The organism is Asticcacaulis sp. P4_H10 (genome assembly GCF_056400965.1).
This window is the reverse complement of the sequence record NZ_JBFUKH010000005.1, coordinates 82,244-101,719: the sequence shown is the minus strand read 5'-3', so window position 1 is coordinate 101,719 and position 19,476 is coordinate 82,244. Positions and strand designations below refer to the sequence as shown.

At 61.2% G+C, this 19,476-nt stretch carries 12 protein-coding genes; 7 read left to right on the top strand and 5 right to left on the bottom strand.

Annotation, left to right across the window (positions count from 1 at the left end):
- Positions 1-62 precede the first annotated feature (62 nt).
- The 3 genes from AC1DON_RS10390 to AC1DON_RS10380 form a co-directional block, all read right to left on the bottom strand.
- Positions 63-1,670 carry an MFS transporter gene (locus AC1DON_RS10390; RefSeq protein ID WP_476934728.1) on the bottom strand — a complete coding sequence of 536 codons (1,608 nt, stop codon included), beginning with the start codon at positions 1,668-1,670 and terminating at the stop codon, positions 63-65.
- Positions 1,671-1,852: 182 nt separating this feature from the next.
- Positions 1,853-3,043, bottom strand: coding sequence for a beta-galactosidase BglB (bglB, locus tag AC1DON_RS10385; protein WP_476934727.1), 1,191 nt, complete (start codon positions 3,041-3,043; stop codon positions 1,853-1,855).
- Positions 3,044-3,061: 18 nt separating this feature from the next.
- Positions 3,062-7,066, bottom strand: coding sequence for a beta-galactosidase (locus AC1DON_RS10380; RefSeq protein ID WP_476934726.1), 4,005 nt, complete (start codon positions 7,064-7,066; stop codon positions 3,062-3,064).
- Positions 7,067-7,186: 120 nt separating this feature from the next.
- On the opposite strand from AC1DON_RS10380, the gene AC1DON_RS10375 reads away from it, so the two are divergent.
- Together AC1DON_RS10375 and rhaM are read left to right on the top strand one after the other, a co-directional pair.
- Positions 7,187-8,323 (top strand): rhamnogalacturonan acetylesterase, encoded by a 1,137-nt coding sequence (locus tag AC1DON_RS10375; protein WP_476934725.1) that lies wholly within the window; start codon positions 7,187-7,189, stop codon positions 8,321-8,323.
- Positions 8,324-8,331: 8 nt separating this feature from the next.
- Positions 8,332-8,646, top strand: coding sequence for an L-rhamnose mutarotase (rhaM, locus tag AC1DON_RS10370; protein ID WP_476934724.1), 315 nt, complete (start codon positions 8,332-8,334; stop codon positions 8,644-8,646).
- A 181-nt stretch (positions 8,647-8,827) separates the two neighbouring features.
- Here rhaM and AC1DON_RS10365 read toward each other — a convergent pair whose 3' ends face one another.
- A complete protein-coding gene (locus tag AC1DON_RS10365; RefSeq protein WP_476934723.1) occupies positions 8,828-9,646 on the bottom strand; it encodes a DeoR/GlpR family DNA-binding transcription regulator in 819 nt (272 codons plus the stop codon).
- Positions 9,647-9,761: 115 nt separating this feature from the next.
- Positions 9,762-11,165, bottom strand: coding sequence for an FGGY-family carbohydrate kinase (locus AC1DON_RS10360; RefSeq protein ID WP_476934722.1), 1,404 nt, complete (start codon positions 11,163-11,165; stop codon positions 9,762-9,764).
- Positions 11,166-11,312: 147 nt separating this feature from the next.
- Between AC1DON_RS10360 and AC1DON_RS10355 the strand changes: the two genes are divergently transcribed.
- From AC1DON_RS10355 to AC1DON_RS10335, 5 genes are all read left to right on the top strand, one after another.
- On the top strand, positions 11,313-13,421 hold the full coding sequence (locus AC1DON_RS10355) for a bifunctional rhamnulose-1-phosphate aldolase/short-chain dehydrogenase (RefSeq protein ID WP_476934721.1): 2,109 nt from the start codon (positions 11,313-11,315) through the stop codon (positions 13,419-13,421).
- 111 nt (positions 13,422-13,532) lie between these two features.
- Positions 13,533-14,849 carry an L-rhamnose catabolism isomerase gene (gene rhaI, locus AC1DON_RS10350; RefSeq protein WP_476934720.1) on the top strand — a complete coding sequence of 439 codons (1,317 nt, stop codon included), beginning with the start codon at positions 13,533-13,535 and terminating at the stop codon, positions 14,847-14,849.
- A 164-nt stretch (positions 14,850-15,013) separates the two neighbouring features.
- Positions 15,014-15,757 (top strand): DUF1961 family protein, encoded by a 744-nt coding sequence (locus AC1DON_RS10345; protein WP_476934719.1) that lies wholly within the window; start codon positions 15,014-15,016, stop codon positions 15,755-15,757.
- Positions 15,758-15,846: 89 nt separating this feature from the next.
- A complete protein-coding gene (locus tag AC1DON_RS10340; protein WP_476934718.1) occupies positions 15,847-17,784 on the top strand; it encodes a sialate O-acetylesterase in 1,938 nt (645 codons plus the stop codon).
- A gap of 10 nt (positions 17,785-17,794) precedes the next feature.
- The gene (locus AC1DON_RS10335) at positions 17,795-19,120 is read left to right on the top strand and encodes an oligogalacturonate lyase family protein (protein ID WP_476934717.1); all 1,326 of its coding nucleotides are present in this window, start codon (positions 17,795-17,797) and stop codon (positions 19,118-19,120) included.
- Positions 19,121-19,476 lie beyond the last annotated feature (356 nt).

Below are 19,476 nucleotides of genomic sequence, written 5' to 3'. Positions count from 1 at the left end.
ACGAACAGACACGAACAACATATGAAAACGGCGGAGCATCGAATGCCCCGCCGTTTTTGTTTTTAGGCCTTCTTGGGCTTGCGCCCCCAGAGGTATTCCCACTTCCAGCCGGTCAGGTCCTCGACGATCTTTTTCGATTCTTCCGACTCGGGTTCGGTTTCACCGGCACGAAGGCGTTCGACCTCATGGACCAGCACGGCGTGGGTCCTGGCGTTGAGCTTGAAGTTCCACGACGCCCAGGCGCCCAGCACCATCATCAGGACCGGGCCGCCGACGAGAACCAGCACGATCGCCTGGATGGCTTGCGGTGTCTGGACGATGAAATCGGTGGCTTCCTTGGGCGTGGCGACGTAACCGCCGGCGCTAATGGCCCAGCCGGTGGCGATCAGGGCCAGCGATTGGGCGGCCTTGCGCGTGAAGGTCATGACGCCGGCAAAGATACCTTCGCGGCGCTGGGCGGTCACCGCCTCATCGACGTCAGGCAGATAGTTATAGACCGACCATGGCACGAAGTTGAGCGTGCCCCGGCCAAGACCGGCCAGGACGATCGGCACGAACAACCAGAACAGGACGCCGAAGTTCGATTGGCTGAACGACAGTACCAGGTCACCGTTGAGCGGCGCCAGGCCGTCGGCGAAGCCCGCTGGCTGCGTGAGGTAGAAGCCAGCAAACAGCAGGACCGAAGCGATGACGAAGCCGATCGCAATCCGGTAAGCCATGGTCGGCCCCGTGCGGATGACGACCTGGATGGCGACCATAACCGAAATCAGTTGGGCAATGTACATAGTAGTCATCATGCCGGCGATCATGGACGTCGTATCGTCCTTGGTCATTGCTGCGCCGGCCGCCAGGACCGTGGCGACGAAGATCGGGAAGGCAGTGTTGAAGATATCCTGCGACAGGTAGCCGCCGAGATAGATGCTGAGGTGCTGGCGGAAGGCCTTCAGACGCAGGGTCGAGAACAGATCGCCGAACATCTTGAACGGAATGAGCAGGGCGGTCTTCAGCGACAGGCGCTCGCCCTTATGGGCCAGTTCGTCGTCGGTATAGGGCCGTTCCCACGAAAACAGCACGACGAGAATGACGACAATCGAGAACAGCACGCCGAATATGGACGCCATGATCAGGAAGGTGTCGGGCGAATTCTTTCCGCCCATATTGTCGATGATCAGTTTCGGCAGGTAGGAGGCCAGGATGGCCGACGACTGCGCGATGATCATCCGGGCGCCGGCGAACTTGGCCTTCTGCTTGTAATCCTTGGTCATTTCCGCGGCCAGGGTTTCCCATGGAATGAGGAACATGGTGTAGACGAATTCGAAGAAGATGAAGGTCAGCAGGTAGTACCAGAAGGTCTGGCCGGTCACGAAGATCAGGGCGAACGACGGCAGGAGCGGGATGGTGATCATCAGGAAGATTTTGCGACGCCCGATCTTCCGTCCAATCCAGGTGTGGCGCAGATTGTCCGAAATATAGCCGATCAGCGGACAGGTGATGGCTTCCAGCAGGCGCGGCAGGCCCAGGATCAGGCCGGCTTCGACGGCCGAAAGGTCGCAGAAGGTCGTGAAGAAGTAGAACAGCCAGCCGGTAATGACGGCTTGCGCGCCCGCACCCAGCATATCACCGGAGCCCCAGCCCCAGTGATTGACCCAACTGATTTTACGCTCCGCCACTGGCGTTACTCCCCTTTATGATTTCTCCTCCGCACACGGTGGGGAGGTGGCGCGCTTGTCGCGCCGGAGGGGGTATGACTGAAAGCGGATACCCCTCCACCGCTTCGCGGTCCCCCTCCCCACCCTGTGGGGAGGAGAGGGAACGACGAACCTCCCCATCGTGAGCGACGGGGAGGGGAGATTTAGATAAACCGGTACATGAACTCCGTCATGGTCAGCAGCGCCATGGCCTGGCCGAACGGCATGCTGGTCAGCGGGATGTCCTTGTATTCCTGGATCGAGTTGAACACCGGTGTGCCGAACGACACCTGGGTCAGTTCCCCGGCGTCTGAGATATGCGCACGGACAGCGCGGGCGCCCTTCAGGCCAATCTCTTCGTAGTCGCGCGAGATGTAGCCTTTGCGGACGGCCTTGAGGATGCCATAGGCGAAACCAGCGGACGCTGCGGCTTCTTCGTAAGACGTTTCGTCATCGAGGATGGTGCGCCACAGGCCCGACGGCGCCTGGACCTTCGCCAAGGCCGCGACCTGGGCTTCCAGTGTGTCGATCAGGAACTGGCGCACGGCGTCGTCCTTCGGCAGATCCAGCAGCTCGATGAATTCCGGGATGACGATCGTCACCCACGAATTGCCGCGGCCCCACAGGGCGTTGGCGAAGTTATGCCGGCCATCGAACGTCCAGCCGTGGTACCACAGGCCGGTCTTGCGATCGGTCAGGTACTTGATGTGGATCAGGAACTGACGCTTGGCCTCTTCGACATAGTGCGGGCGGTTGAGCAGCAGGCCGATCTTGGCCAGCGGCATGACCGACATCATCAGCGTGTCGTCCCAAAGCTGCTGATTGTTCACCGAGTTGTAGACGATGTGCTGGAAGCCGCCTTCTTCGGTACGCGGCAGGTCGTTCATCACCCATTCCGCCCAGACGTCGAGATAGGGCAGGTAGCGGCGGTCGCCAGTGCGCTCATAGAGGTAGGCGAGCGTCAGGAAGGGCGCGACCGTATTGATGTTGCGCGACGGCATGCCTTCCTTGAAGCGGTCTTCGAACCAGTTGACCATGATGTCCCAGGTCGCCTGGTCGCCGGTCAGCTCCCACACCTTGTACATGCCATAAAGGCCGACGCCGTGGGTCCACTCGAAGCCGTGCCAGCTCTTGGTGTCGATCACCCGTCCGTCTTCGAGACGCAGCAGGAACTGGCCGTTTTCGTCGCGGATATTAACCAGATTGTCGATCAGCCGGTGCGAGGCATCGAGGATATCGTTGCGATCGGCGCCCAGCGTTGCCGTCTGGTGACGCAGCAACGGATGGATGCGGTCCGGATGGGGCGGGGTGAGGATCTGGTTATTCATCTGCGTCTTGGGGAAGGGGACGTTCATGAGAGTACTCAAGCAGGATTAGCGTTGCAAATTGGTAGGCGAGGGCACGATTTCGAGCGGCACACCGCCGCGCACGGCGTTCATGACGACCAGCTTGATCGGCTCAAGCGCATTTTCGGGCTTGCCGTCCGAGGTGACAGCCAGGGCGATCGTGTTCTTGCCGTTCGGGTTGAGGATGCCGGCCGGCAGGACGAAGGTGCGCTGCGGGCCGATGTGCGAGATAAAATTGCCCATGTTCCAGCCATTGATAAAGATCAGGGCGCGCATGTGCGGGGCGGACTGCGGCTTTGACGGATCGCCAAATTGCAGGCCCAGCTGGATGTCGTGGCCCTTGGGCAGGTCAAGCGGCAGTTCGGTCTTCAGCCAGTAGGTGCCGGCTTGGGGCGGGGCATCGGTCGGCTTGGCCGGCGTCCAGCCGGTGGTGTCGGGCTTTGCGCCATAGGGCAGGTGCCAGCCGACGCGTTCGCCATAAAGACCGCCATTGTTCATCGGGCCGCGCACCAGGTCGGCGATGCGCTCGCCGCCCTTGTTGCCCTGGATCTTCCAGGCGATGGGCGTCTTGGGCACCGGATTAGCGACGGGCGAACCGCTGAGGATCGCACTGATCAGGCCGCGTGCCTCCTTGTGCTCATCGTCGGCTGCCAGATCCCAGTTGTGCGAATTGTTGCGCACCATGACCGACAGGACGTGGTTGCCCGGCTTGAGATTGGCGGGCAGGGTGAACTGCGCCTTAGCCGTGGTTTCCGGGCGCGGTTTGCCCGAAGGCACTTCCGACTGGCCGATAAACTGGCCGTCGAGCCAGACCTGCAGGATACCCGACCCGCCGCCGCCGTAGTGGACGTCGAGCGTCTGCGGGACTGTGTGGGCGGTTTTCTTGCCGGCCTTGACCTCGAAGCGGCCGCGATACCAGACGTCGCCGTGGTGGAAGCCATACTGGCTCATGTCGAGCACGGGCTCACCGGCCGGCGGGGCGGTGTTCTTGGTGGCGGTCGTGGTCGTCAGGTCGGCCTTGCGCCAGTCGCTGTCGTCGAAATCGGGCTTGGCTTCGGGCGAGTCTTCGCGGCGTAGCCACTGCGCCTGCATCAGGTCGGGCAGGTTTACGGCTTCCGGACCCGGCACAGCCGCCGACGTAATGCTGCCGTCAGGATTGGCTGTGAAGGCCAGAGCCTGGCCGTTGAAGGTCAGGGCCGTAAAGGCTTTCGGCGACCAGATGTCGATCGTGCTGTCGGCCGAGGTATCGCCGGTAAGCGCCAGGGTCGTGCCTTTGAACTCGGCTTCGCGGATCAGCGCGTTGGTGCGTTGCAGAACCGCGCCCTCGGGCGTCTTCTGCTGCCAGAACTTTTCCGCCGAGGCGTCATCGCCCAGGAAAAGCAGGAGATCGGGCTTGCCACCGCCGGAGATGCGCAGACGGATCAACCCCGATTGCTTATAGTTCAGGCGCAGGTCGCCTGACTTCTTGTCGTAGACAGTGGTCGCCGCACCCGCCAGAATCTCGACCTTGGGCTTTTTCGCATAGCGCAGGACCGTTTCGCCGTCTTCGCCGGGACGGCCGGTAAAGATGGCGATGTCGCGCTTGCCCTGTTGCAGGTGGGTTTGCAGGTCCGAGGTCGAATAGACCAGGTGCTGACGTTCCAGCGCATAGGCCGCCACCATCATGCGGGCGTCCTGGCCGACAAGGCGCAGGTTTCCGGCCTGTGGCAGCTTATAGGTGCCGTCGTTGGTGGTCAGGGTGAAGCCGAAATCATCGGTCGTCACGGCATTCGATGGATTGTGGACGGCAAAGACCAGATGGCCTTCGCCACCGGCGCCGACGCTGTGCACCAGTTGGACATTCGGGTTGGTCGAGGCGATGTCAGGCCCCTTGTCGAGGTGCGTAATCAAGGGCGCCGCGGCCTGGGCGAACTGGCCCATCTGCTTGAGCTGCCAGGCCTTGGGGCGCAGGGCGCGGGCTTCGGTGATGCCTGAGCCGTAGTCATACGACGTAAAGACGACGCTGGCCGGCAGCCAGCCCCATGAGGTACCGCCTGCGGCCATATAGACGTTGTGGATGGTCAGACCGTTGACCAGGCTGGAGCCGTAAAACAGCCGCTGATATTCGGTTCCGATGCGCTTGGCGGTGCACTCATAGGTGCCGACACTGCCCCAGTAGTCGAACCATCCGCTGCCGATTTCGGCGGCAAAGCCCGGTGTCTTGGGCGAAGACAGGGCGCCGACCTTGGTGATGCCATCGGCCGCAGGCTTGGGCACGCCATGGATGCCCCAGTTGGGCACGATGTTCGGCTTGCCGACCTCGCCCTTGTCGGTGCAGCTTCCGCCCGGATAGCCGTCGAACGCATAGAGGTCGGTCGGTCCTTGGACTGCCCACGGTGCGGTCGATTCCGGCGGCGTCCAGTTGGGCAGGCGGCCTGCGGAGTTGTGGAACAGCGGCACGGTAATGCCGTCGGCGCGCGCCTTGTCGGCCAGGTACTGCATGTAGCGCTTGCGGGCATCGGACGTGTCGCCCAGCTCGTTTTCCAACTGGAAGGCAATGACATTGCCATTGCCTTCGGTCAGCTGGTGGCGCGCGACGATGGCGTTGATCTGGGTCTGCCATTCGTCGACGGCGGCGATATAGTCCGGGTGATCGGTACGCGCCAGTTCCGGCTGACGGTTGAGCCAGCCCGGGAAGCCGCCGCGCGTCAGTTCCGCGTTCACGTACGGACCCGAACGGATCATGATGTAGAGGCCTTCTTCCTCGGCCATTGTAATCACGCGTTCCATGTCGCGGATGCCGGTGAAGTCGTAGGAACCCTTTTCGCCGGTGTGATACCCCCAGTCGAAATAGAGGGCGACGCCGTTATAGCCGGTCGCTTTCAGCTTTTGCAGCAAGTCGCGCCATAGCGACGGCGAGGGCAGGCGGAAGGGGTGGATTTCGCCCGACCAGACGATGATGCGCTCGCCATCGACCTTCAGCGAATACTTGTCCCAGGTGATTGTCTTGCCGGCCTTGGGCGCGATGATCTGGTCGATGCGCGCGGTCGGCTCATTGATGACGGTGAAGTGGCGGACGGCGCCTGAAACGCCGCCTAATTTTTGCTTGGCTGTCCAGGTCTTCAGGCCGTCGAAGCTGTCGGAATACCAGTAGTCCTTGGTGCGGTATTCGTCGAAATAGATGCGCCAGCCGTCCTTGCCGTCTTTCTTGATCGGCGTCAGGGCCGGGCCTTCGATCCAGTCGCCCCAGCCGGCCCAGTTGCCGGTTTTCTCGATCGTCCACGGACCGGTCAGCGAGGTTGCTGTCGCCAGCTCGAGCGTCTTGTCGGTCTCGTTCTTGGTGATGGCGACGTATTTGCCGCCGTCCTTGATCGTAAAGGTGTCGATGTGGTTGTTCTCAAGGCCCTGCATCGGCTGCGCAGCCGTAAAGCTGGTCAGGGTCGCGTCGGTAGCCGTCAGGACGTGCGGGGCAAACGGCCCCTTGGTGCCGCCTTTCGAGAGCGAGACGACGATATGCACCTTGCCATCCGTGTCCTTGAACCATTCCGGCGCCCAGACATTCGTCAGGCCGGGCAGGTCTAGGTGTACGTCCTTCAAGTGTTCCCACGACCGCAGGTCCTTGCTGCGGGCGATGCCGAAGGTCTGGCCGTCCCAGCCGGTGGTGTAGACTATATAGTATTGGCCGTCGTCGGCGCGCAGGATCGACGGATCGCGCAGCAAACCCTTGGCCGGCTTGTAGGTTTCGACAGCCAGGGTGGTGAAGGTCGCGCCATCGTTCGAAGTGAACAGGCTGAGCGAATTCTGTGACGTCGCGTTGAACGCCGACATCAGATAGGTCGTCTCGCCCTTCGTCGACACCACGGGGATGCGGCCGCCCGGTACCGCGGCGCCGGCCTTTTGCTGGTTGGTCAGGCCCAGCGTGTCCATGAAGGCATCGCCACTTTGCGTGCCGTCTTGCGAGCTTTGGGTGAGGGCAGGCGTTGCCGTCAGGCACAGAACCGCAGCCAGGGTTATAAGTCCCGCACGCGTATTGCCCAGACTTTTCATCCGCATCCCTGCCTCACCTGATTTCGTTAATTGAATTTGACATTGACAGTGTGGGATATCAATGAAAAATATCAACATCAATCACAAATATCGCGATTTGCGCATATAAAGGCCCCTAAATCGATCATGTTCGATCAAAAATCTATGGTCGCGTTGGCGGCACTCTTAATCGCGGCGACGGGCGCTTCCGCGCAAACCGTCACGGATCCGGCCTTTGTTACGCCGGTTGCGCCTGCTTCGGCCGCGTCGGCAAATTCAAAGCCCGCTGCCCCCGGCGACTATGAAGTCACTGTGGCCCTGCGTGGCACCGGCGGCAAAGCTGCTATCTGGGCCGAGGATCGGCGCTTGATGCTTGCGCCCGTGGCGCTCAAGGCAGGCGAAACGAAGAGCGTCAAAGTCATCGTCAATGTTCGCAATCCCTACCTGGCCCAGGCCGAACAGGACGCAGCCAAGGGGCCGAAGGTCGGCCTGCGCGGCACCGAAGACAAGGACTTCAACTGGGATGATCAGTTGACGGTGCGGGTAACCGGCGCCGAACTGACCGGTTTCGAACTGGCGCCTGTGAGTGCCCGCCGCATCCTGTTGGCCGGCGACAGCACCGTCACCGATCAGAACGGCAGCGACTACGCCTCGTGGGGCCAGATGCTCCCGCGCTTCCTCGATGCTAGGCTGTCAGTCGCCAACCATGCCCGCAGCGGCGAAACGATGAAGTCTTTTGTCACTTCGCTGCGCTGGGACAAGCTGCTGAGCGAACTGCGCACCGGCGACGTGGTGCTGATCCAGTTTGGCCACAACGACGAAAAGAAGCAGTGGCCGCGCACCTATGCCGCTGCTGATGGCGCCTATCCGGCCTGGCTGACGGCCTTTGTTGCCGATGTCCGCCAGCGCGGTGGCCAGCCGGTTCTGGTAACGCCGGTCGCACGGCGTGCCTTCAAGGACGGCAAGATCGAGAATACCCATGCTGGTTACGATGCAGCTGTGCGCGCAACGGCGAAGCAGTTGAATGTGCCGCTGATCGACCTGACCGAAAAGACGACGCGGATGTATGAGGCCTTGGGGCCGGACGTGTCGCCGCTGGCGTTTGGCAATAAGGGCGCCGACAAGACGCACCACAACGGCTATGGCGCCTATACCATCGCCTGCTATGTGGCGAAGGAACTGACGGGGTTCAAAGAGCTGAACGTCGGCGCGGCTGCCGATGTGCCGGCCTGTTCGCCCGACAAGCCGCAGTATCCAAAGACCTTTCCGATTACACTGCCTTGAGGTTACCCATGCAGACCCATGCCTTTACCATGCAACTGAAGCCCGGCTTCGAAGCTGAGTACCAGCGCCGTCACGACGAGATCTGGCCGGAGCTGTCGGACCTGCTGCATGAGGCGGGGGTGTCGGACTATTCGATCTTCCTCGATGAAAAGTCGTTGGTGTTGTTCGGCGTTTTGAAGCGGACGGACAATCATACGATGGACGATCTGCCAAATACGCCGCTTATGAAGAAATGGTGGGCCTATATGGCCGACGTCATGGACACCAATCCGGACAATTCACCGGTCGCGGTGGCGCTGAAGCCGGTGTTTTATATGGCTTAAGTAGCCCCTCGCCCCTTTTAATGGGGGAGGGTGGGCCAGCTTGCCGGACCGAGTGAGGGGTAATTGGACGAAGATGCGCGTGCGGAAAGCGTTGTAACCCCTCATCCGGTCAAGCAAGCTTGACCACCTTCTCCCCTCAGGTGGGGAGAAGGGATTAGGTCGCAATCTCAGATATTTAGATTTAAGCTGCGGCGGCCTGATCAGCCTTCACAATCCGCACGTCGATATCGTGCGCCTTCAGCCAGCGCACAGCGTCCTGCGAAATACCATCGTCAGTAATCACCACGTCGATCTGCGACAACGGACACACCGATAGTGAGGCCGGGGCGTCGATCTTGCTCGAATCGGCCAGGACCACCACTTCCGAAGCGCGCTCCATCAGCCGGCGCTCGGATTGGACCAGCAATGTATCCGTCTGCATCAGGCCATTCTTGGTCAACGCCTGACAACCAATAAACATACGGGCGGCCGCAAAGTGCTGCAGGATGCCGTCTTCGTACGGGTTCAAAATAATCCCCTGGTCGCGGAACAGCTCACCGCCCGGCAGGGTCACTTTTACCCGCGACCGTTCCAGCAGGCATTGCAGGATCGGCACGGACGTCGTCAGCACATTGTAGGCTTCGTCGTTCATCATCGACGCCATCATCCAGGTCGTCGTGCCGCCATCAATGATCATCGACAGGCCGGGCGTGATGTAGTCGAGCGCGGCTTTTGCGATGGCGCGCTTGGCGGCGGAATTGGCGATGACGCTGTCCGAGAAGCTCGATTGGCCGCGCAGGCCTTCCGAGCGGCGTTCTTCACGGCCACTATAGAGCTTGCCTTCGGAACGCATGGCGCCACCGCGCACACGCAGCAGATGTCCCAGCTCATGCAGTTCGTTGAGATCGCGGCGAATAGTGGCCGGCGATACGCCCAACCGTTCCGTCAGTTCGTCTACCGAGGTTACGCGCTCACTGCTGAGTTCGTCGATGATGCGCTTCCAGCGGTCCTGAAGATGCATGAATTACCCTATTGTTCGTCCTCAATCACACGAAAACGCTTCCATGTGATTGCTCTTGATCGAATCTTATAATGTGGAATTTATCGGCTGTCGATAGCCCTATATTCACAAGCAATCAAGCGGCAACGGGCGTGCCGCAGGCTTGCAGCCAAAGATCGCGATAGGCGCGAAATTCGCTGGACAACAAAGGATGGACCTGACGCAGGCGCAGGCGCGGCAAGGGCACTTCGTCACGGAACGCCAGTGCCGAAGCGCCGAGCGTCACAGCCGAAACCGAAGCCGTACACACGACCGGGCCATCGTGCAGGGCGGCGATCAGCCGGCACAGCAGGGGATTGCCCGCGGCCATGCCTTCGATGACCAGGGCGCGGCCCGACTGGATCATGCTGAGGCAGGTGATGCTGAGCAGCGCCTGATACATGATGCCAAGCGCCGCGCGCGCCTGGGGGGTATCGTCCCGCAGGCCGCGGATTTCGCCGCGCATGTGCGGGAAGGGGCCGCCGGCCTCGAGAAAGCTTGGCAAGGCCAAAGCCGATTCGCGCATGATCGCATCGAGCACGCTGGCGTCGACCTGTTCGTTGGCGCCATTGGTGATCGTCTGGTAGGCGCGGCCGCCCATGAAGCGGGCGCAGGGCACCGGACGGCCGAAAACGTCAACGGCGCCCATGCAGTCGCGATCGGCCTGAAGATTGTCTAGGCGGCCGTCGGGCGCCATGGCGATAAACCAGGTACCGGTCGACAGCATGGCCGGCGGCTCGTCATTGTGCCAGCCTGACAAAAGCGCGGCCAGGGCCGAATTGCTATCGTGGACGCCGACGCAGACGCGAGTGCCTGCGGCCAGGCCGGTGGCGCGGGCGACCTGAGGCCGGAGCATTCCTGCCGTTTCCCACGCACCGCGCATGGCCGGAAAGCGTTCGGCCCAGCCTTCGTTGCGCGCCAGGGACGAAAAGCCACCGGTCGTCGGCGACCACAGGTCGGTATGACACCCCAGCGTGCTGATCTCGCTGACCAGCGCGCCGCTCAGGCGCCACGTCCAGTATTGTGCGTAAGGCAGGATCCAGCGCACGCGGGCAAACTGCGCCGGATCGCGGCGGCTGTGCCAGTAAAGCTGCGCACCAAGGTTCATGCCCTTGGGCAGGCGCGGCGACAGAGTTTCATTGAACAGCGGACGCGCCAGCTCATAGGCGGTGACCATGGCGGGGGGGATGGCTGCTTCGTAGTCCTGGATCGGCATCACCAGGGCTTCGTTTTCATCCAGAAATGCGCAGGCGGCGCCGTGCGCCACCGGCATGATGCGATCGATCCTGTAGTCGGACAGGCTTTTCAGCTGCGTCAGCAGCCACTCGAACAGGGTGTCGGTGTCAAAGGCGTCATAAAGGGATGTGCGCAGTGTCGGCGTTGCGGTGCGGCGATCTACCAGAATCTCGCCGCCGGGCGTGACAACGCTCAGCTTGGCAAAGCTTTTACCGATATCGAAGACAGCACAATTGCCCTGCCCCGTGTCCTTAACGTTTCCCATCTCCGCGACCCTTCGAGTCTTGGCGATTAATCAGCACTGTTGTTTTGACCGATAATGATTGAAAGTTGTCGATAATCGCTGTATCGTCGTTTCCAAGCATCAGGACTGTTGTTCCAAAGATACTACAATAGGCAGTGGGGTTATTCAATGAGCTTGTCGCAGGAGGCGTTGATCGGTCGGATCGAATCCGGACCGAAGTCCCGCGCACCGATTCTGTACAGGCCTGCGAACCGCTGGGACGATGCTGTCGCGCAAAATATGGGCGAAGCGGAGCTGCTGCTGTACCGCTCGAACCTTCTCGGTTCGGATCTGTCGGTGACCAATTTCGGCGGGGGCAATACCTCTGCCAAGGTGGCGGGCGTTGATCCGCTGACCGGCGAAGCTGTCGAGGTCCTGTGGGTCAAGGGCTCGGGCGGCGATCTCGGCTCGATGAGCGCCGACGGGTTTGCCACGCTTTATCTTGATCGCGTGCGCGGGCTTGAGCGGCTCTATCGCGGCCTGGCCTATGAAGATGAGATGGTCGGCCTGCTGCCGCACTGTACCTTCGGGCTTAACCCGCGTCCGGCCAGCATCGATACGCCTCTGCATGCCTTCATCCCCTTCAGGCACGTCGATCATCTCCATCCCGATGCGGTCGTGGCAATAGCAGCGACAGTCGAATCGGAAGCCCTGACCCAAGAGATTTACAAGGGCGAGGTGGGCTGGCTCGGCTGGCAGCGTCCGGGCTTCGACCTCGGCCTGCGTATAGGTGAAGCGGTCCGCGCGCATCCGCACTGGCGCGGCCTGGTGCTGGAAGGCCATGGCCTGTTCTGCTGGGGGGATACGGCGCGCGATTGCTACGACACCAGCATTGAGCTGATCGGCATCGCCGCCGACGCCATCAATGCCCGTGCCCAGGCTGTAGCGCCGGCGATCCCCGACCAAGACTTAGTGCTTAAGGCGATCACAGCATTGCGCGTCGAGCTCAGCCGTACGCAGCTCAAGGTTTGCGAGATTATCAGCGGCGCCGATATCCAGGCGTTTTTGTCGTCGCCAACCCTTCTGGCCGAGGCCGCCAAGGGCGCAGCCTGTCCTGACCATTTCCTGCGCACCAAGCCATGGCCGCTGATCCTCGATCCTGAACGGCTGCTGGGCGAAGGCGCGGAGGACTATCTGACAGGCGCCGTCGAGGCCTATCGTGATCGTTACCGCGCCTATCACGCCCGGTGCCGTCACCCGGATAGCCCGGCCGTGCGCGATCCCGATCCGGTCGTCGTGCTGATCCGCGACACTTGCGCGCTTGCCTTTGCGCCTGACCGGACGGCCGCCCGCATCGCCGGCGAATATGTCCGCAATGCTGCCAATGTCGTGCGTGGCGCGATGGCGCTCGGCCGCTATCAGGCGCTTGAAGACCAGGAGATGTTCGATATCGAATACTGGCTTCTCGAAGAAGCCAAGCTGAAACGCCAGCCCAACCCCGGTCCTTTCGTCGGTCAGGTCGCCTATATCACCGGCGGCGCCGGCGGCATTGGGCGCGCTGTCGCCGAGCAAATTCTCAAGGGCGGCGGCTGCGTCATGCTGACCGATATCGACGAGGTGCGGCTGGAGGCGGTGCGCGCCGACCTGACGCGCAGCCATCGCGCCGACCTGATCCGCACCTTTGTCAACGACGTCGCCGACGAAGCCGCGGTGCGCGCCTCGTTCGATGCCTGCGTCCTGGCGTTTGGCGGCATTGACATCCTGGTCGCCAATGCCGGCATCGCCTCGGCGGCACCGATCGCCGACACTTCGCTCGACCTGTGGCAGGCCAATTTCCGCGTCCTGGCCGAAGGCTATTTCTTGCCGAGCCGCGAGGCCTTCCGGTTGATGAAGCCTCTGGGCGGCGCCATTGTCTTTGTCGCGTCGAAGAACGCCCTGGCGGCCTCGGCCAATACAGCGGCCTATTCGGCAGCCAAGGCAGCCGAGCTGCAACTGGCCCGCGTTCTCGCACTGGAAGGCGCGCCGCACGGTATCCGCGTCAATGTCGTCAACCCGGATGCTGTGCTTCAGGGCTCGTCGATCTGGACTGGTGAGTGGCGTCAGCAGCGCGCCGCCGCCTATAATCTGAGGGACGACGAGCTTGAAGAATTCTACCGCCTGCGCAGCCTGCTGAAGCGCTCGGTCCTGCCGCAGGATGTCGCCGAAGCTGTCGTCTTCCTGGCCGGAGCCGGAGCCGCCAAATCGACCGGTAATATCCTTAATGTCGACGCGGGTAACGCCGCCGCGTTTACGCGGTAACACCAAGCCGCACTAAACCTTTGGTGATTTGACTAAATCCCTGAGCCGTGGCCAAGTATGGCCTTAAGGTCCATAAGAGACCGAGTAGGGTATGTTAAGGGAGCAGGGCAGATGGGTTACGTCGCCATCGACCAGACGGCGCTGGGTATTCCGCGGGATGTGATCGACAAGGACAATGCGCGCCTGATGGATGCGCACCTGGCTGATTATGACGCCCTGGCGGTACGGCTTGCGCGTTCCGGCATCGATATCGAGGACATCGTCCAGAAGCTGTTGACCCTCGAAGTCGGCCTGCCGAGCTGGGGTATGACGTCCGGCGGTACGCGCTTTGCCCGTTTTCCGCTGGCCGGTGAACCCAACGACGTCTACGAGAAGATCGAGGACTGCTCCGTCGTGCAGCAACTGACCGGCCTGACGCCGCGCGTGTCGCTGCATTTTCCGTGGGATACGACCGAAGATTACGTCGCGCTGCGACAGTTCGGCGAAGCGCACGGCGTAGGTTTCGATGCCATCAACTCCAACACCTTCCAGGACCAGGCCGGCCAGAAGCGGTCCTACAAGTTTGGTTCGCTCAGCCACGCCAACCCGCAGACGCGCCAGCAGGCCATCGACCACAATCTGCAATGCATCGATATCGGCCGTAAACTGGGCTCGAAGGCGTTGACCGTGTGGATCGGCGATGGCTCGAACTTCCCGGGCCAGTGCGAATTTACCGATACGTTGGAACGCTATCTCGAATCCCTGCGGTTTGTGTACGGTGAGCTGCCGCACGACTGGCGGCTGCTGATCGAGCACAAGATGTACGAGCCCGCGCTCTATTCGACCGTCGTCCAGGACTGGGGCACCAGCATCCTGTGCGCTCAGGCTTTGGGCGAAAAGGCGCAGTGCCTGGTCGATCTCGGCCACCACGGTCCGAATGTGAATATCGAGATGATCGTGGCGCGCCTGGCCCAGTTCGGCAAGCTGGGCGGCTTCCATTTCAACGACTCGAAATACGGCGACGACGATCTCGACTCGGGCTCGATCAACCCGTTCCAGCTGTTCCTGGTGTTCAACGAGCTCGTCTCGGCCGAGCGCCGCGCCAAGGGCGGATACAATCCGTCCTACATGATGGATCAGTCGCACAATGTCACCGATCCGATCGAGAGCCTGCTCAATTCGGCGCGCGCCATCGCCGGCGCTTACGTGAAGGCGCTGATCGTCGACCGTGAGGCACTGAAGGGTTATCAGGCCGACAATGATGTCATCATGGCGCACAATTCCTTGCGCCTGGCGTTCGAGACCGACGTCCGTCCAGCCCTGGCCACGGCGCGGATGCGCAGGGGCGGGGCCATCGATCCGATTGCCTGCTACCGTGCGGCCTCTTATCGTGCGCTCAAGGCGGAAACGCGGGTGTTCAATCCGAATCTCGGCGGCGGGATCGTGTAGGGATTTCCTCGAAATCCCCTCTCCCCGCTTGAGGGGAGAGGGTTAGGGTGAGGGGTTTACGAACGATGACGCGCAAGCTACCAGCTTGGGTAACCCCTCATCCGGCTCAGCAAGCTGAGCCACCTTCTCCCCTCACGTGGGGAGAAGGGAAGTAAGGCGACCTCATGATGCTCGACCGACGTGAAATGATCGCTGCCACGCTTTGCGCTGGAATGGCGGCAAGTTTGCCCGTTCGCGCAGCCGGCGATATAATCTACCGCAACCCGCTCGCGACACCGGCCGACATCAAGGATTTCCAGCTCGAAGGCGAAGCCCTCGTCGATTTCGAACTCGGCCGCATGCGCCTGCGCAACAAGCTGTCGGCCGACCAGGGCCAGGCGTCCAACTTTGTCTTCTGGTGCCCGGAAGTTTTCCCGGACAATGTCGAGATCAGCTGGAATTTCTGGCCGATCGAGGAGCCTGGCCTGTGCATTCTGTTCTTTGCGGCGCGGGGCTTGCTGGCCGGCGGCGGAGATGCGCACGTGCTCGACAAGCGGCTGAAGGCCCGCTCCGGCGTCTATGACCAATACACCCAGTCGGACGTGTCGGCGCTTCAGATCGCCTATTTCCGCCGGCGTTGGCCGGAAGAACGCGCTTTCCACCTTTCCAACCTGCGCCGTGCGCCGGGGTTTGAGCTTCTGGCGCAAGGTCCCGATCCCCTACCTGACGTCAAGGACGCCACGCCGCCTTACCGTATTCGCGTGCGCAAATCGCCGCGTGGCGTGCGCTTTCTGATCAACGATCTGCCGGTCGTATCCTGGGACGCCAAGCCGGGTGAAGCCGTTCCGGGGCAGGGGAGCATTGGCTTCCGCCAGATGGCGCCGCTGATCGCCGCTTATTCCGACCTTGAAGTCCGCAAGCTCGGCTGATCAATAATGCGCTAATTTGATTGATTTTGCGGCGGCCTGTCGTAAGGTTGGGTTCAGCACGTCTAAGACTGTGCGTCAGCGAGGAACCTATGAAGGTCGCAATGTCGTTTATCGGCGCCTGCCTGGCGCTGACCGCAACCAGTGTCCTTGCGCAGGAACGCCCGCTCCTCCACCCCTTGTTCCAGGACCATGCTGTTCTGCAGCGCGACCGGCCGTTGAAAATCCACGGCTGGGGTGCGCCCAAGACGCAGATGACCGTGACCTTTGCCGGCAAGCCTTATAGCGCCAAGGCAGGTAAGGACGGCGCCTGGTCGGTGACCCTGCCCGCCATGCCTGCCGGCGGTCCCTACGATCTTTCGGTCAAGGCGACGGACGGCCAGGCGGCTGATCTGCACGACCTGCTGATTGGTGACGTCTTCCTGTGTTCCGGCCAGTCGAATATGCAGTTCGCCGTCGCCCAGTCGCGCAACGCCGCCGACGAGATCAGCAAGGCCGACACACCGAATATCCGTCACCTGCACGTCGATCGCCGCGGATCACCGCGCCTGCTCGATCTGCCGCTGACGCCAATCAAATGGGTGACCGCCAGCCGTCAGACCGCTCCGGACTTTTCCGCCGTCTGCTACTTCTTCGGCCGCGAGATCGAGAAAATCCAGAACGTGCCCGTCGGCTTGGTCCATTCCAGCTGGGGCGGGTCGATGATCCAGGACTGGCTGCCGTCCGAGGCACTCAAAAAGGTCGGCGGATTCGATGAGAACCTGAAGCTGCTCGACGCCTATGCCAGAGACCCCAAGTCGGCGGAACAAACCGTCTTTGCCGGGACTGCGATGTGGGCCGAAGCCAACGATCCCGGCACGAAAGGTAAGTGGCATGCGGCAGATCTCGATGACAACAGCTGGGGCGATGTCTGGCTGCCGCGCATCTGGGAAGACCAGGGCCGCGACGACCTGAATGAGCTCGATGGCGCCGTCTGGTTCCGCAAACATGTGACGCTGACGGCCGAACAGGCGGGATCGACCGCGACGCTCAATCTGGCCACGGTCGATGAGCGCGACTTGACCTTTGTCAATGGCGTCAAGGTCGGTGAAACGCTTGGCCCCGCGATCAAGCGCGCCTACGCTATCCCTGCAGGCGTGCTGAAGGCTGGCGACAATGTCATCGCCGTGCGCGCCATCGATGAAAGCGGCGGCGGCGGTCTGCGATCGACGCCCGAAGAGGTTTTCCTGGCGCTGGGCGCGGACAGGCTGCCCATGGCCGGGACGTGGAAATACAAGGTCGCAGTCGATTTCCGCAACGGTACTGCGCACCCACCGTTTGTGCCGTGGGTGCCGACGCGCGGCAATGCCAACCTCTATAATGCCATGATCGGCCCGGTGGAGACCTATGGCTATAAGGGCGTCCTGTGGTTCCAGGGCGAACAGAATATTGCTCAGGCCCCGCTCTACGCGAAACTGCTGCCGGAGATGATCAAGGGCTGGCGCCAGCGTACCGGTCAGCCCCTGCCGTTCCTGATCACGCAACTGACCGGCTATGGCGCCATGACGGCCGAGCCCGGCCAATCGGGGTTTGCCGAAATCCGCGAGGTCCAGCGCCTGACCGCAAAGGCTCTGCCGCAGACCGGGCTGGCTGTGACGATCGACCTCGGCAATCCGCGCGACATCCACTCGCCGGAAAAGCAGGAAGTGGCACGCCGCTTAGTGCTGGAAGCCAACCGTGTCATCTACGGCCAGACCGGACCGGCTTCTCCGTTGCCGCTGTCGGCGACGCGCGAAGGCGGAGCAATCCGAATCCGATTTGAAAATATCGGCAAGGGACTGATCAGCTATTCAGGTGCGGCGGTGCTCGGTTTCGAAGCGTGCAATGAAACCTGCGCCTTTGTGCCTGCGAAAATCGACGGCGACACCGTCGTGCTGGATGCGCCCGTTGACACCGCGCGCGTCCGTTATGCTTGGGCGGGAACGCCCATCATCAATCTTTATAACCGGGACGGGCTGCCGGCGAGTCCGTTCGAACTCTCAGTAAAATAAGGAAACGTCCATGAACAAACGCGACTTTCTGTTAAGTGCCGCCGCCTTGGGCGCCATCGCCGCCATGCCCGCTGCCGCCGCCGAACCGGCAAGGCCGCTGCCCAGGGATTTGGCCAAAGACTGGATAGACAAGGATACCGGTCATCGCATCGTGCGTATCTCGGAAGAGGACGATTCCAAGTCGCTCTATTTCCACGACAACGCCTTTACCGCCGACGGCAAGTGGATGGTCTATGATTCACCGTCGGGCATCATGAAGGTCGATCTCGGCACCTGGAAGAGCACGATCCTGGCGCCCGGCAAGGCGTGGCGGACGCTGATGGTGTCACGCATCAAGTCGATACTCTATGCCCGCAAGTTTTCGTTGAGCGCCGACGGCAAACCTTCCGGCCAGGAGATTGCCGCGATCGACATGAACACCGGCAAGGTTACGACCATCGCCAAGGACATCAAGGGCGGCATAACGACCGTCAATGCCGATGACACCCTGCTGGCCGGCACCTGGGCCGAGCGCAATTACGACCTTCAACCTGGGCCCAAGGTCGCCGGCACCGACGGCGGCTATAATGCGGTAGGTCCCGACGGCAAGCCTTTGAGTTTCGCCGCCGCCAAGGAGGTCCGCATGGCCGACCGCCTGGCGCAAAACATCCCCATGGAGGTGTTCACGCTGAATATCCAGACCGGTGAGCGCAGGGTGGTAACGGCCTCGACCGACTGGCTGAACCATGTCCAGTTCTCGCCGGCCGATCCACACCAACTGATGTATTGCCACGAAGGGCCGTGGCACAGTGTCGACCGCGTCTGGACGATCCGCACCGACGGCTCGAATAAGCAGAACGTCCACAAGCGCTCCATGAACATGGAAATCGCCGGGCATGAGTTCTTCAGCTTCGACGGCCAGCACGTTATCTACGACCTCCAGACGCCGCGCGGCGAAGACTTCTGGCTGGCGACCTATGACCTCAAGACTCACAAGCGCATCTGGTATCACATGGATCGCGACGAATGGTCGGTGCACTTCCAGATTAGCCGCGACGGCAAGCTTTATGCCGGCGACGGCGGCGACGAGGAGATGGTCGCCAAGGCGAAGAACGGCAAATGGATCTATCTCTTCCGGCCGGAAATCATCGAGGACCTGGGCGTTTCGGCGCCAAATGCCGCCGACCTTGTCCGGCCGGGCGTACTGCGCGCCGAGAAGCTGGTCAATATGAAGACCCACGACTACCGCACCGAGCCCAATCTACAGTTCACACCAGACGGCAGATGGCTGATATTCCGGTCCAATATGCACGGACCGATCCATACCTATGCCGTGGCCATCGATAAGACGGCTTGATTGATATTAATCAATTTCGATCATCCGGTCGACTTCGGGGCCGTCACAATTGACCGCTGTTTGTCCAGCAATTGGGCAGACGGCGGTCATTTGCATTAAAGATATTGAGTTTCCTATTAGATTTTTAAAATTTGAATTAAATCAGCAATTTGCCAATTTATCTCATTATTTGAAATGGTTGGCATTGTTTGCGGTAAGTCATTGCTGTGGCGCGAAATTTGGCAAAGTCGTGTCATTTGTGTGATTTTTTTACTACGGACGCGGCGTGAAATGATCAAAAGTCGCAGTGTGCATGCGCAAAAAGTCACCGTTCTGATTGACTTGTCATTATCAATCACGCAAGCATAATCATCAAA